The organism is Paenibacillus sp. FSL R7-0048 (assembly GCF_038004505.1).
Classification (GTDB): Bacteria; Bacillota; Bacilli; order Paenibacillales; family Paenibacillaceae; genus Paenibacillus_AQ; species Paenibacillus_AQ odorifer.
This window is the reverse complement of sequence record NZ_JBBORF010000001.1, coordinates 851,699-866,566: the sequence shown is the minus strand read 5'-3', so window position 1 is coordinate 866,566 and position 14,868 is coordinate 851,699. Positions and strand designations below refer to the sequence as shown.

The window sequence follows — 14,868 nt, the reverse complement described above, 5'->3', positions numbered from 1 at the left end:
GTATCCAATGAAGGAGCAATATCCTGCTAGGCTTGAATTGTTCGCAGACAACGCTCAGAGGATCAAAAAAGCTTTCCCATGGCAAAATGCAATGGTTAATCGGTTAGCGGCACTATTGTATGCTGTAGAAGACAAAGTTGCAGATGACGAAGCCATCCGTGCCAGCTATGAGCTAATTAAGGAGAGTACCGGGATTTTCTCTCAATTTAGAGGGACTTCGGTGATCAGCATTGCTGCCCTGCTCTCTCTTTCTGACGAGAAGGAAACTCTGCTTGCAAACACACTTGCCGTGTATGATTTAATGAAGGAAGCCAAATTCAGAGCCTCTGATTATCTCGTCGTTGCTGCCTATCAAATCGCTGCTAATGAAACATCGGATCAATATCAGCGTACGGTAGAACGGGCAAAGCTATTTTACGATAGTATGAAGGCAAAACATCGTTTCCTTACCGGACAGGACGATTATATCTTCTCCGCGATGCTTGGTCTTTCCGATATCGATGTTGAGAGTGGCGTGGACCGCATGGAGCAGCTCTATGTAACGCTTAAGCCCGAGTTTATGTCAGGCAACAGTGTGCAAGCCCTGACCCAGGTATTGGTTCTTGGGGAAGAAGCCCTTCAAGCAGCGGACCGTGTATTGGCATTAAGAGATGCATTTCGTGCACAGGGTATCCGGCTAGACAAGGAATATACCCTCTCCTCACTGGGCGTGTTATCCCTGCTCCCTTGCAACAAGGAGGACATCGTTACTGATGTCTCGGAGACTTACGAATTTTTGCGTACAAAAAAGGGCTTCGGGAACTGGTCTATTGGCAAGCAGGAATTACTGCTCTTGTCTTCTGCACTGGTAGCCTTCAGATCTGTGGAGGATGTGCAAAACGGCGTATTAACTACGATGCTTTCTACCAATATTACCAATATTGTAATTGCGCAACAGGCTGCTCTTGCCGGGGCAGCGGCTGCATCAGCTGCGGCTGCAGCTTCTTCTTCGAATTAGATTGAATCGTGAGGGAAAGATATGGACTCAATAAAAATCTTCACAACAAGAAATGAAGAATTGTTAAACCGTCTACTGAACATTTGGGAATCATCCGTGCGGCATACTCATCTTTTTCTATCCGAGCAGGAGATCAATGCTTTGCGGCCGCTGGTCACGCAGGCGCTTGAGGGCATAAGCGATTTGTTTGCTTTTACAGATGATGAGGAACAGTTGCTTGGCTTCATAGGGGTTCAGAATAATAAGATTGAAATGCTGTTCGTAGAACCTGCTGCAATGGGAAAAGGGGTTGGAAAAGCGCTAGTAGCTTATGTCATGCAGAAACTCGCCGTACACCTCGTGGATGTAAATGAGCAAAATCCCCAAGCTTTAGGTTTCTATGAGCATATGGGATTTCAGGTTTTTGAGCGTTCAGCACTCGACGAACAAGGTAATCCTTTTCCTATCCTGCACATGTCGCTTAAGTAGCTTTTTCCTATGCAGGAGACAGTTCAATGCATTTTAATATTGTAAAAAGACAACAGAGCAGCGATTCTCTCGTTTGAGAACGCTGCTCTGTTGTTTAGTTGTCTGCAGTTTAGGTTGGCGAAGCTAGGAGCGGATAGGAGAAGCTAGGCGTAGATAGGAGGAGCTAGGCGAAACGGCTCCGAGTATTCGGTTCAGCTGTATCTTCATCTAATTCTACCCCTACTTCTACTTCTGCTTCTGCTTCTGCTTCTACTTCTACTTCTGCATTTACTTCTACTGCTACAGCTACTTCTACTTCTACTGCTTCTGCTGCTGCTACTGCTGCTGCTACTGCTACTGCTACTGCTGCTACTGCTACTGCTGCTTCTGCTTCTGCTTCTACTTCTACTTCTACTTCTACTTCTACTTCTACTTCTACTTCTACTTCTACTTCTACTTCTACTTCTACTTCTACTTCTACTTCTACTTCTACTTCTACTTCTACTTCTGCTTCTGCAACTACTTCTAAATCTACGCATAAACCCTCATGCACATCGCCGAATCATAGCTCCCTATTGCTTACGGACTCAGATGACGCTATTTGCTCATTTATCGCCTTTGAGGCATAGTTTCGGACTCCAGTGTCGCTATTCTATAGAAAGAGCCTCATTTCTGGCGTTTTTTATGCCAATAGCTGCTATGGAGTCCGATAACATCTCAAATGGCGGATAATCCGGCGTTTAAGGTCATCTGGGTCCGATAGCGTCAGGCATAGATTCAGATAGCAAACAATATCGTCAGAAATCATCGGATGGCATCGATAGCGAACGATAGCGTCGGTTCCTAACCATCTCCAGTTCCTTACGGACCCAGGGGGCGCTATTTGCACGTTTATCGCCTTAGAAGCATAGTTTCGGACTCCAGTGGCGCTATTCCATAGAAAGAGCCTCAGTTCTGGCGTTTTTTATGCCAATAGCTGCTATGGAGTCCGATAACATCTCAAATGGCGGATAATCCGGCGTTTAAGGTCATCTGGTTCCGATAGGGTACAATATCGTCAGAAACCGTCGGATGGCATCTGATAGCTTCGGGTCTTAACCATCCCCTGTTGCTTCCGGACCCAGATGACGCTATTTGCTCATTTACCCCCTTTGAGGCATAGTTTCGGACTCCAGTGGCGCTATTCCATAGAAAGAGCCTCACATCTGGCATTTTTTATGCCAATAGCTGCTGTGGAGTCCGATAACATCCCAAATGGCGGATAATCCGGCGTTTAAGGTCATCTGGGTCCGATAGCGTCAGGCATAGATTCAGATAGCAAACAATATCGTCAGAAATCATCGAATGGCATCGATTGCGAACGATAGCGTCCGATAGCGTCGGTTCCTAACCATCCCCTGTTGCTTACGGACCCAGATGACACTATTTGCTCATTTATCGCCTTTGAGGCATAGTTTCGGACTCCAGTGAAGCTATTCCATAGAAAGAGCCGCAGCTCTGTCATTTTTAGATGCTATTCCACCGACTTCAAAGCCTCTATCATATGGATTCGTTTGAGCTTAATATGCATGAACGCCATAACAATACCGGAGAACAAGAGGGTTAGGAGCGCCGCATAAATATAACTTGGCCACTTGATGATCGGAGCGAACATCGTCGCATCCAGCTCGGCCGTCTTCAGGACGAAGCTATGCAGCACTATGCCGAGACCCGATCCAGCCACAATACCGAGGAGGCTAAGCAGCATATTTTCGCGGTAAATATACATGGTTACTTCCTTGTCGTAGAAGCCCAGTACCTTAATGGTTGACAGCTCCCGGATCCGCTCGGACACATTGATATTGGTCAAATTGTAGAGGACGACAAAAGCCAACGCCGCCGCTGAAACAATGAGCACCAAAGTTACAACGTCCATACTCTTCATAGTCTCATCGAAGGCGGAACCTACACTGCTGGAAAAGCTGATAGCAGCGACGCCCTCATTAGCCGTCAGCTTCTCACCAAATTTGTCTTCCCATGTTTTATCATGTGCGGTGTAGTTCAGAAGTTCTGTGTTGAATACTGGTTTTTCTCCGAACACAGAAGCATAATACGCCGGTGTCATATAAACATAGTGCATTACATAATTCTCTGTAATCGCCGCGACCTCAATCTCGAATGTTTCATTATCTTTGTCCACCACGGTCAATTTATCGCCAGACTCCAGCCCATACAGCTTAGCTAGCTTCTCTGAGATAATAGCCCCATCATCCGTAAGCATCCGTCCTTCTCCACTTTTTCGATCACGCAACTCCACGAAATCGGATAAAGAGTTAACGGAGGTAGGAACGAACAGATGAACCTCTTGGTCATTTACACCACTAGCATGTGCGGTCATCCGTTCTTGCGCCACACTCAGCGTCCCAGTTACTGCAGATTCACCAGTGATTAGTTGGTCGTAGGCTTTTAGCACATCGGCAGACACATCTTCATGCAGCGCCACAAGTGCATCATATTTCATAATCGTGCCGAACTGCGACCCGGCGATGCTGCCAATTGAATCCTTGAGACCAAATCCCGTCAGGATCAGCGCTGTACAGCCAGCCACGCCGAATACAGTCATGAACATCCGCTGCTTATAGCGGAATATATTCCGTGCGGTAACCTTTTGGACAAAGCTCAATCTCTTCCATATAAAAGTGATCCGCTCCAGTAAAATACGCTGGCCACTCTTCGGTGCCTTCGGACGCATCAATACGGAAGCATTGCTGCGTAATTCTACCCGTGAAGCAATCCACGCCGTCAACGTAGTACATATTAACGCTACGATAACGGATATGATCGAATACGAAAGATAGAAGTTCTTCGTGATATCCGGTAAATTATAGATTGCACTATACGCATCGTAGATAATACCCGGAAACAGGGTAAAACCAACCGCAAGACCCGCAATTGAAGCCGCCAGACTGGCAAGCGTACCATAGACCAGAAATTTGGCCATAATGTCGCGGTTGCCATAACCGAGTGCTTTCAGTGTCCCGATCTGCAGGCGATGCTCCTCAACCATCCGTGTCATGGTCGTCAAGCTGACCAGCGCAGCAATCAGGAAAAAGAACACAGGAAACGCACTGGCAATCGCCGACAACCGATCAGCGTTATCTTTATATTCGGCATATCCCGGATTAGCGCTTCGGTCAGTAACGTAGACCTTTAGCTGCTCCAGCTCTGCAAGCTTTTGCTCCCCTGCCGCCAATTCCTCCTTGGCAGAAGCAAGTCCGGCAGCAATTGCCGTCATACTTGCAGCCTGTTCCTGCTGCACTTCCTCCGGCTGGCGCTGCAAATCCGCAAGCTGCTGCTCGGCGGCGGCCACCTTTGCGCGGCCACCAGAAAGCTCTTTCTCGCCTTCCGCCCGCAGCTCAGCAAGCCGTGCTTCCGGCACGCCAGACATCGCCTGCTCTACAGCATGGGTATGCTGTTCGATCAGATCTTCATACTCCGTCGAATAAGCCTTCACTCCGGCTGTATCCTTAAAGGACAGATAGGCTTCCGTATACACCGGAAGCTTGAAATCTGACTCCGGGATCGCGGCGAACGCATCCGCCGTACCTTTGCCGATCCCACTGGTGCCCCGGGTACTTTGCTCAATAAACTGTGGACTTCTAACAAAACCAACTACGGTATACTCCAGTGTCTCGAAGCTGTTCGACAGCTCCGCATCCGTACCGTTTCCACTAAAAGATATCTTGTCACCCAACGCATATTCTTCCGCTAGCTTATCGTCCAGCACGATTTCACCGGAACGCTCCGGTAGATGGCCTTCAATAATACGGTATTGATTAAGTGGTTTATCCGTGTTGTAAGAATTGACTTTAAGTATTAAGGCATTATCACCTATGAATACATCTGCACTATAGCTCGGTTGAATCTCATCGATCCCCTGTACATTTCTGAGTAACCCGATGTTGTCTTCGGTCAGGCCGTAGTTAGTCTGCACCTTCAGATCCATCAAGCGCTGCTCTTTGTAAAAGGTTCCAGCTGTATTCAGCATATCTGGCCCAGTAGCCTTGATTCCGGCAAAAAAGCTGACGCCTAACATAATAATTGCAAAAATCGAAATAAACCGGGCTTTGGTATGCCCAATTTCACGAAAAATATCTTTCCACAATGCTCGCTTTTTCATAGATGCCTTCTCCTTACCATTCAATATCGTCAACGGATACCGGCGAAGGATTGATCACCATCTTCCGTACCTTAGCGTTGTTAATCTCTATAACCCTGTCAGCCATCGGAGCGATCGCCAGATTATGTGTAATTACGATGACCGTTGTCCCGGTGTTACGACAAGTATTCTGCAGCAGCTTCAGCACCTGCTTGCCGGTGTTATAATCAAGCGCCCCTGTCGGCTCGTCGCAGAGCAGCAGCTTCGGCTGTTTAGCCAACGCTCTGGCGATAGCGACACGTTGTTGCTCACCACCGGACAACTGAGCCGGGAAATTATCTAACCGCGCGCCCAGACCCACATCCTCCAGCACCTTACGTGCATCTAGTGCACGCGGGGAAATCTGCGAAGCAAGCTCAACATTTTCCAGTGTGGTCAGATTAGGTACTAGATTATAGAACTGAAATACAAAACCTACGTCATTTCGGCGGTAGCCTGTCAGCTCCTTGGCACTAAACTTGGCGATATCAATGCCATCCACAATGACCTGACCTTCATCGGCGGAATCCATTCCACCCAGAATATTAAGCACCGTAGATTTACCCGCACCACTTGGGCCGACGATCACGGCAAATTCACCTTTTTTTATCTCAAAATCAATCCCGTCATTCGCGACAATTACATTCTCGCCCATCTTGTAACGCTTGTACTCCCCTTTTACAGCAACAAAACTCATTCCTCTTCCTCCTGTCCCTATCCGAACTAAGTCTAATTACTCTACATTGTCTCAGTTTATCATAATTAGAACGCCCAAGCCCGAATGGCAAACCCTCATTACACAAGGTGAAATTCACATCATTAATAAGTTCATTTTTTTGTAACAATAATGTAACAAGGAAATTTTACCGTAAACGATACTTAGTCATTTGATAATGTTATAATCACTTTGTTTTATTTACTCTTTTCAGGCAAGAGTGAAAGAACAAGAACAATCAGAAACAGGTGATCAGATGTTCGAACTGAAATGGCTATGGCAGAACCTAGAGGGAAACCGGACGCGATATATTCTGGCACTCTGCCTTTCGGTGGTGGGCTCAAGTCTTACAATCGTGAATCCGTACATCAGTCAGCGCATTGTCGATACGTTTATAGCTGGTGACAACGCCCTGCAGAATCTTACACAAGAACGGCAATTATTGATTATGCTCTGTCTGGGCATGATCGGATTTTCTCTACTGCGCACAGGTCTCGCATATTTCACGACCATGCAGTACGAGATATCCTCGCAAAATATGATGTACAATGTCCGCATTTATTTGTACAACAAAATTCAGGGACAGGACAGAAAATACTACGATCATAATCGTACCGGCGATCTCATGACCAAGATGACAGGTGATCTGGACATGGTCCGTCACTCTATGGCCTGGATTTTTAAGACGATCATTGAATCGCTAACGATCTTCCTTGCCGCCGTTATCTATTTTTTCACCATAGATGCGGAACTTACGCTGTGGATGCTTATCCTGTCACCGCCCATTTTTATCGTGGCTTACATATTCGCTAAACGCGTCCGTCCTATGTATATTGACCTGCGTGAACGGCTGTCCCAGCTTAACACGACTACACAGGAGAATATCTCAGGCAACCGTGTGGTCAAGGCTTTTGCCCGCGAGGAATTCGAGGTCGAAAAATTCACAGAGAAGAATGTCAACTATTCTACAGCGAACAAAAAGGCCGCCCTTGTATGGCTTGATTATTTTCCTTATCTGGAATCCTTCGCTCAGGGCTTCAACGTAATCCTTATGTTGGTTGGTGGTTTGTTCCTTATGAACGGCCGGATCACCTTCGGTGAGTTTATGGCCTTCTCTTCGCTTATTTGGGCTATATCGAACCCTATGCGCAACATCGGTATCATTATCAACGACATTCAGCGCTTTTTTGCGAGCTTGTCCAAAATCGTAGATATCTATTATGCCCGGCCAAATATTGTTAATGAGCATACTGTCACTGACAAACGCCGTTATGAAGGCCGTATTGAATTCGATCATGTCCGCTTCAAATATGATAGCGCTATCGTACTGGACGATATTAGCTTTACCGTTGAACCCGGTGAAACTGTAGCAATCATGGGCGCGACAGGATCAGGCAAAACAACAATCATCAACCTCATCCCTCGCTTCTACGATGTAGCTGAAGGGCGCGTACTCGTAGACGGTGTTGATGTTCGGCAGCTGGAGCTTGATGAACTTCGTGGAAATATCGGCATGGCGACCCAAGATGTACTCTTGTTCTCTGATACCATTGATGGAAACATCGCCTATGGCGATCCTGATCTTCCGGAAGAAGATGCAATGGGTTATGCAGAGCTCGCAGCTGCACACGACTTCATTACCAAAATGCCTGAAGGTTATGATACCGTTGTCGGGGAACGCGGAGTCGGACTATCGGGGGGACAAAAGCAGCGTATTGCCTTAGCGCGTGCTTTGGCGGTACACCGTCCTATCCTGATTCTCGATGATACGACCTCTGCGGTCGACCTTGAGACGGAGGAGCATATCCAAAAAAGTCTACGTGAACTGGACTATCCTTGTACGAAAATTATTATTGCGCAGCGTGTATCTACTACCTCGCAAGCCGACCGTATTCTCATTCTGGATGGCGGGAAGCTAGTTGAGGAAGGGACTCACACTGAACTGCTGGCGAAACGTGGTTACTATTACGAAGTGTTTAAACTGCAGAACGAGGGTATTGGAAGGCAGGTGACCGCAAGTGGCAAGGAATAAATTTGACGTCGATGAAAATCTTGAATCGCCGTTTAATATAAAACACTTCCGGCGTGCGATGGTATATATCAAACGAAAGAAAACCCCAATGATTGTTGCGTTCGTGCTCAGTGCACTTTCAGCAGCCATTTCACTGTCGGCTCCGCTGATCATGCAACATGTCATCGACGTGACCATTCCGGCAAAAGAGAAGCTTGCACTGCTGGGTTGGGCTGCACTGATGCTTGTGACCATCGTGGTCAGCGTTTATCTGGCTACGATACGCTCGCGCATCATGACGAGTGTTGGGCAGGATATTATTTTTGACATCCGAACGGATTTGTTTAAGCATCTGCAAGAATTGCCTTTCAAATATTATGACGACCGCCCACAGGGCAAGATCCTTATCCGGGTCGTAAACTACGTCAACGCCGTTTCAGATGTGCTGTCCAACGGGATTATCAACTTTATTCTAGAAATCGTGAATTTGCTCTTTATCGCAGCCTTCATGTTCGCTGTCGATGTACGACTCTCATTTGTCATCCTTGCCGGACTGCCAGTCTTCCTTGGCATCATGCTGCTGATCAAAACCCGGCAACGCCGGGCATGGCAAGCAGTGTCCAACAAAAGCTCTAACCTGAACGCCTATCTGCAAGAGAGCATCAGCGGTATTGGTGTGACACAAATGTTCTCCCGGGAACAACGTAACGAAGGAATCTTCACACGTCTCGCGGGTAATTTCCGTAAAGAATGGATGAAGGCTCAACGTTACAACTTACTTATTCCGTTCTCTGTAGACAACTTGTCTACAATCGTTACATCATTAATTTTCCTTGTGGGCCTATTAACACTGAGTCCTCAAGACATGACCCTCGGTGTCATTCTGGCGATGAGCAGCTACGCTGCCCGCTTCTGGCAGCCGATTCTGAATCTTTCGAACCTGTACAATAACTTCATCAACGCCGTTGCCTATCTTGAGCGTATCTTCGAAACGCTGGATGAACCGGTTACCGTCAGTGATATCCCGGATGCAAAAACACTGCCATCTGTACAGGGCCATGTCACCTTCGACGATGTAACTTTCGCCTATGACCCGGGGCTTAATATTCTGGAGAATATCTCCTTCAAGGTCAAAGCGGGAGAAAGCATCGCGCTGGTAGGACCCACAGGTGCGGGCAAAACAACCGTCGTCAATCTGATCTCACGCTTTTATAACATTTCCAGTGGTCAGATTCTGATCGACGGCCAGGATATCTCGCAGGTGACGTTAAAATCTCTTCGCAGTCAGATGGGGATTATGTTACAGGATAGCTTCATCTTCTCCGGTACCATTCTGGACAATATTCGGTACGGCCGACTGGATGCGACCGAAGAAGAAGTAATCGCCGCTGCAAAGGCCGTTTGCGCCGACGAATTCATCCGTGAATTCGATCAAGGCTACATGACAGAGGTCAATGAACGTGGCTCCAAGCTGTCTCAAGGACAGCGGCAGCTCATTTCGTTCGCAAGAACACTTTTAGCAGATCCGCGCATTCTCATCTTGGATGAAGCCACTTCTTCCATTGATGCGAAGACTGAGCGCTTATTGCAAAAAGGGCTGAATGAACTGCTTAAGGGACGCACCTCGTTCATTATCGCGCATCGCCTCTCCACCGTAAAAAACTGCGATCGTATTATGTACGTATCTAACAAAGGCATCGCGGAAAGCGGCTCACATGATGAGCTTATCGCACAGCGGGGCCTTTATTACCGCCTCTACACAGCACAGAAGATGGAAGCTTAATTGAATAAACACCAAAAGAGCTCAGGCCGATTTGCAGCCTGAGCTTTTTTGATGCTTTATATTTTCAAAAAAATATCAAAAACTAATCTATCGCCGTCCAAATATTTAGCGCAAGTGAGCGAACCGCAAGGTTCGTGTGATTTCTGTACAACCGCAGACGCTCTGCAGGCTCTGGACTCCACAATAGAGCACTTCCGGCAACTTCAAGCAACGAAAGTCCAATATACTGAGATTCATAACGGCTCTCAGACCCTAGAACATCTACAATTTCCAATAAAGTTTCCGGACTCCAGTATCCCGTGCTCTCTTCTAAATTATACGCGACCTGCTTATAGACATCGCTTAATAGCTGGGGCTGCTTTGAAATAGTGGTAACCATCCGATTGAGATAATTGGCGGATTCCTTCATATTATTCCAATCTATTGCTGCTATATACAATTTCATCACAGCTTGCTGTAAGGTCTCATCAGATGCCAGACAGTCAATCAGGTCCGTATACAAAGGGATAAGGTGCATCCGGGTGATTTTTGGCAAAGCTATCAGCTGGTTGACTAATTTCAGTAGACGTTGCCGATGAGGCAAATCTCTTTTGGCAGTGGCGTTCCATTCATCCCTTATCGCTGCACTAACCAGTCTCTGACATACACCAACTACAACCTCATTGATCTTACCATCGCGACAGGTTTCTACCAGCGTGTTCATAGCAGTTTCCCATCTAGTGCTGTCTTCCAAATCCGTAATAGACCGAGCGGTGGCAGCTGCAACAATCCCTTCATTTCCATTTGTCCACCGCATCATAGAAATGAAAGCATATCTGCCAATATACGCATCTTGGTGCCTTGCGATTTCTAGGATTAATCCTAGATAACGTGGTCTAAAGTCTAGCGGAAGAGCATTAGGCTGTTGAGATAATAAACTTCCTGCAATGTCACTTTCTGATGAAGAAGCCATTGTACTTAACATATCCCAAGCGCGTTCATCATCTAAAAGCTGTTTCGCAGCATGCCCTATGGCTATGATTACATCCTTGTGTGCATTGGGTTTCTCGAACTCATTCATCAATAGTGGAAGGCTGTCATCGCTTCTATAAGCGCCCAGTAAGCGGATGGCTTCTTTTCTGACAGTGATCTTCAGCTTATCCCGATTCAGAAGCTCTTTCAGCATGGTAACCAGTAACACCGGATTCACCCTGCGGATGCATCTGGGTATCGAGTACATGGCTACACGGGCCCGGTCCCCATCCAGATTCTCCAGCAGAACGGGAAGTGCCTTCTCCGGTTCTTCCATAAGCGAAAAGGCATGAAGTGCAGCTTCTACTACAGTTACTTCCTTATCCTGCATAAGCCCAAGTAACCTATCCGAACCGAGATCAGGCATGCTTGCCATGATCTTAATAACGCTTGCACGCTCCCAAAGATTACGTTTGGCATCGTATGCAATTTTTTCTAATAAGGCACTTAAAGCTTGTTGCTGACGTGGCAGCCATCTGTGGAATCCATCCGCGGCCGGCACAAGATAGATAGTTTTGCCTGATAGGAACTTGCCCTTAATGATAGCTCCTGAAATAAAAGGATCGAGCCATTCCTGACGCTTCAGATGCAGATGCTGGAACACTTCATGGATCGTAATATACGATTTATCTAAAGCTAATAATTCCTTAACTCTGGCATCACGCGTTGTACGAGGCGCAAGCCAGTATCTGGCCGCTTGTATGGCTGTAGAATCCGCCTTTGCCCTCGTTGCTTCCTTTAACAGATTCTGAAGTTTTATGATGCCGTAACCTCTTTTACCGAATGAGCTAGCTAGGCTTAATACCAGATTGTAGTCTTCTCTTTTGTTGGCCTGTACAGCTAATGTATAAATTTCGTCGAAGATAATCTCTTCTACTCCCCGGGGTAAATTCTTCTCCAAGGATGGAAGGGAAAGCTGCCCATTCTGCTTGGCCAATTTCTGAATCGTATTTAAAGAAAACTTAAACAGCTCACCGTGAGGAAGTAATGCGTTATGCCGGAGAATAGCAAACGCCAGTTGTTGAACGGAAAATTTTGTACCATATGAAGTATCTCTGGCCTCTATAACACTATCAACAAGCAAAGTAAGCTCTTGTACATGGGCATCCGTGAACACAGACGCAGGACTTTCCGATAGCTCTTTAAACACAGCGCCCCGGACAGGATCCTGATCATTTTTAATCCGGCCCAGGTACACCAAAGTTTCATTCATGCCCTGTCTCGACAGAACGGTACTTCTGATCAGCTGCATAAGCGCCGTGGCACGTTCGTCTGCACTGGATACCTGTGTTGCTTGTTCAAGTCCCGCTCTTGAATGAAGAATAGAACGGCAAGCAGTAAATCTGACTGTTCTCTCCCGGTCATCATTGATTTCACGAAGGCCAAGCATCCGGGTGGCTTCCTTGTCACGCAAGGCATGTGGTAATACATATAGTAATCTTTCAGGAAAAATGCGTTCATTGCGTTTATCTTCTTCATACACAGCATCGAAAATGACCTTGCGGTTAGAGGGTGCAATATTCTGAAGCAGCTTTGCTATGTGCATAGGGTGATCTGCGAGTAGTTTCGCTATCTCCATCCATTGATCCATGGATAAATACTTTTTCCTTTTAAGAACAGCTTCAGGAACACCATAAGAAATCAGATCGCTCCGCGACTCCGTTCGCGTTAACAGCTGATATACCTTATTAGGATTTTGGCGTACAAGCGTACCAAGCTGCTCTTTTAACGCAGGATGTATGATGCCCATAGGTCCATGATTCAGCGCACACTCCAGCACCAAATCTGCCTTCAGATTGCATAGGATCTCCAGAGTTGATGAGAATCTCCACCAGACATAGCCTTTTTCCCTGAGTGGTGTGCTTTCCAGTGTTGTTGCAAAGTATTCCGCTACTACTTCAAGATGCCGGCTGGATAATTTCTTCCAGTCTTTTATGGCATATCCGATATCAGCAAGCCATTTACTTACCGTTGCCGAATAACAGGCCTGCAATATAATCGCGGCTTCCTCCGCTCCCCATCGGGCATACACTACAGGCAATAAGCGTTCCGCTAATTCCTGACGGTTAATCTGTGAAATACTGTGCAGCAGCTTGCGGCGGCAATCATGGGATAAATGGGGGAGCTCACGTTCAATATCAGCATCCAAAGCCACCTTTGCCAAAAGACCCGCAGCCGTATTTCTGATACTTGCCTTGGGATGCCGCAGTGCTGATAGAATAATAGCAGCATCTTGTGTTGCAATGGCACCGATTAAGGCAAGTCGTGCTTCATAAACGCCATCCTCCAGCAAAGAGGCTAGTAATTGGGAGTACTGGACAGATCCGAGATGATCACGGCCTAGGATTGCTACTTTCTTGATTCTGTCGGAATAACCTAGCGAATCCAATTCTTTAAGTAAGCTCTGTTTATCCAATGGATCTCTTTTGAAAATCATAAGTCCTCCTCGTTAACCTATTCTTATTCCCCCCGAACTTTATTCTCTATGCCCTAATCTATCCCCTTTAAAAAAACTAGAATTCAGCATCTGGTTTCGTTGACCAAAAAATAAAGGTAACCCTGAAGCAGGTTATTCAACCCCCTTCAGAATTACCCATCATGTACTGCTTGCTCTAGTCATTCTTTTTCTGAATAAACACATACGTACGCTCATCCGACAGCTCATCAGCAAAGCTGAAATCAAATCCGTCGAAGCCTTTGATATCCTCCACACAGCTGATTTGCCGCTCAGCCATGAAGCGTACCATTTCACCTCTGGCCATCTTGACCAGGGTCGCTCTCTCTACTACCTTACCGCCGATCTCCTGCCCGAATACACAACTAACCATTCGAACATTCCCGCCAATGTAAGGGGAGATGCACTTGCTGTATTCCTTAGAGGCCAGATTCAGAATGATGTCAGTCTCCGAAAACAGCTGATCTGCCAGCTTCCTGTTCCAGAACTCGTAGATAGACTTGAAACCAGGTCCGCTAAGCTTTGCCTGCATCTCCAGCCTGTACGGCACAACGCCGTCAAATGGCCGGACGATTCCATAGAATCCGGACAATATCCGTAAATGCTGCTGAAGATATTCCAGCTCCTCCATTTGAAGTACCCCGGGTGCCATGTACTGGTACTGGATACCCTCATAAGAAAAAATAGCCGGTGTAAGATTCCGTGTTACATCCATATCCCGAATCCGCTCCACATTCAGCGTGGCGATGGCATCATTGCACTTCCATAACGATTTGGCTTCTTCATAATTCAACTTTTGTAATAAGGCCAGAAGAGTCTGCGACTCGCTTATGAATTGCGGCATCTGGCGGCAATCCAAGAAATCCGTATCCATCTTCATCTTCTTGGCAGGCGATATAATGATTCTCATGGTGCTCCCTTTTCTTACCCCCGCGGGGAATTTAAATGTAACCTTATCCTATCACACTTAATCTTCGTAGGCTTGGGGCAAGTTCATGAAATTTGTTCACTGCCGCCCACTTTGTGCGCCACCGCCATCTGTACCTGGGTTGCCGTTTCTCCTTGTTCCACCCTTCATGTTGGGAGATCCGCCCCCATCTTTCCCCCGCCCGCCGGTGAAGCCCTGTCCCCCGTTCGCTCTTGACCCGGAGTCAGTACTCGTTATCTTCTGTGCGGTAATAGCATCGCAGGAGACGAGCACCATGGAACAACTTAGCACTGCTATGAGCAAAGCGAAATATCGCTTGATCCGCATCTTTGAATCCCCTCTTT

At 46.8% G+C, this 14,868-nt stretch carries 10 protein-coding genes; 4 read left to right on the top strand and 6 right to left on the bottom strand.

The annotated features are described in order from the left end of the window. Window positions 1-7: 7 nt before the first annotated feature. Together NSQ91_RS03750 and NSQ91_RS03745 are read left to right on the top strand one after the other, a co-directional pair. Complete coding sequence (locus tag NSQ91_RS03750) at window positions 8-997, top strand: DUF4003 family protein (RefSeq protein ID WP_340916474.1); 990 nt, start codon at window positions 8-10, stop codon at window positions 995-997. 21 nt (window positions 998-1,018) lie between these two features. Further along, window positions 1,019-1,465, top strand: a complete 447-nt coding sequence (locus NSQ91_RS03745) for a GNAT family N-acetyltransferase (protein ID WP_340916472.1) — start codon at window positions 1,019-1,021, stop codon at window positions 1,463-1,465. Between the two features lie 163 nt (window positions 1,466-1,628). Here NSQ91_RS03745 and NSQ91_RS03740 read toward each other — a convergent pair whose 3' ends face one another. The 3 genes from NSQ91_RS03740 to NSQ91_RS03730 form a co-directional block, all read right to left on the bottom strand. Then, the gene (locus tag NSQ91_RS03740) at window positions 1,629-1,997 is read right to left on the bottom strand and encodes a hypothetical protein (protein WP_340916470.1); all 369 of its coding nucleotides are present in this window, start codon (window positions 1,995-1,997) and stop codon (window positions 1,629-1,631) included. Between the two features lie 960 nt (window positions 1,998-2,957). Continuing rightward, window positions 2,958-5,603 (bottom strand): ABC transporter permease, encoded by a 2,646-nt coding sequence (locus NSQ91_RS03735; protein WP_076305244.1) that lies wholly within the window; start codon window positions 5,601-5,603, stop codon window positions 2,958-2,960. Between the two features lie 13 nt (window positions 5,604-5,616). Further along, window positions 5,617-6,318 (bottom strand): ABC transporter ATP-binding protein, encoded by a 702-nt coding sequence (locus NSQ91_RS03730; protein WP_340916468.1) that lies wholly within the window; start codon window positions 6,316-6,318, stop codon window positions 5,617-5,619. A 274-nt stretch (window positions 6,319-6,592) separates the two neighbouring features. Between NSQ91_RS03730 and NSQ91_RS03725 the strand changes: the two genes are divergently transcribed. Continuing rightward, window positions 6,593-8,368, top strand: coding sequence for an ABC transporter ATP-binding protein (locus NSQ91_RS03725; RefSeq protein ID WP_076098706.1), 1,776 nt, complete (start codon window positions 6,593-6,595; stop codon window positions 8,366-8,368). Continuing rightward, a complete protein-coding gene (locus NSQ91_RS03720; RefSeq protein ID WP_036684845.1) occupies window positions 8,355-10,130 on the top strand; it encodes an ABC transporter ATP-binding protein in 1,776 nt (591 codons plus the stop codon). The genes NSQ91_RS03725 and NSQ91_RS03720 overlap by 14 nt, the downstream gene beginning before the upstream one ends. An 82-nt stretch (window positions 10,131-10,212) precedes the next feature. Here NSQ91_RS03720 and NSQ91_RS03715 read toward each other — a convergent pair whose 3' ends face one another. The 3 genes from NSQ91_RS03715 to NSQ91_RS03705 all read right to left on the bottom strand — a co-directional run bounded on the left by NSQ91_RS03715 (window position 10,213) and on the right by NSQ91_RS03705 (window position 14,851). After that, window positions 10,213-13,578, bottom strand: a complete 3,366-nt coding sequence (locus NSQ91_RS03715) for a HEAT repeat domain-containing protein (protein WP_340916466.1) — start codon at window positions 13,576-13,578, stop codon at window positions 10,213-10,215. Between the two features lie 175 nt (window positions 13,579-13,753). Next, the gene (yaaA, locus tag NSQ91_RS03710) at window positions 13,754-14,506 is read right to left on the bottom strand and encodes a peroxide stress protein YaaA (RefSeq protein ID WP_076279447.1); all 753 of its coding nucleotides are present in this window, start codon (window positions 14,504-14,506) and stop codon (window positions 13,754-13,756) included. 96 nt (window positions 14,507-14,602) lie between these two features. Further along, a complete protein-coding gene (locus tag NSQ91_RS03705; protein WP_076128566.1) occupies window positions 14,603-14,851 on the bottom strand; it encodes a hypothetical protein in 249 nt (82 codons plus the stop codon). Window positions 14,852-14,868: the final 17 nt, after the last annotated feature.

Coding starts and splice junctions, on each gene's coding strand:
- NSQ91_RS03750 (WP_340916474.1), top strand. CDS start 8: ATGAAGGAGCAATATCCTGCTAGGCTTGAATTGTTCGCAGACAACGCT.
- NSQ91_RS03745 (WP_340916472.1), top strand. CDS start 1,019: ATGGACTCAATAAAAATCTTCACAACAAGAAATGAAGAATTGTTAAAC.
- NSQ91_RS03735 (WP_076305244.1), bottom strand. CDS start 5,603: ATGAAAAAGCGAGCATTGTGGAAAGATATTTTTCGTGAAATTGGGCAT.
- NSQ91_RS03730 (WP_340916468.1), bottom strand. CDS start 6,318: ATGAGTTTTGTTGCTGTAAAAGGGGAGTACAAGCGTTACAAGATGGGC.
- NSQ91_RS03725 (WP_076098706.1), top strand. CDS start 6,593: ATGTTCGAACTGAAATGGCTATGGCAGAACCTAGAGGGAAACCGGACG.
- NSQ91_RS03715 (WP_340916466.1), bottom strand. CDS start 13,578: ATGATTTTCAAAAGAGATCCATTGGATAAACAGAGCTTACTTAAAGAA.
- yaaA (WP_076279447.1), bottom strand. CDS start 14,506: ATGAGAATCATTATATCGCCTGCCAAGAAGATGAAGATGGATACGGAT.
- NSQ91_RS03705 (WP_076128566.1), bottom strand. CDS start 14,851: ATGCGGATCAAGCGATATTTCGCTTTGCTCATAGCAGTGCTAAGTTGT.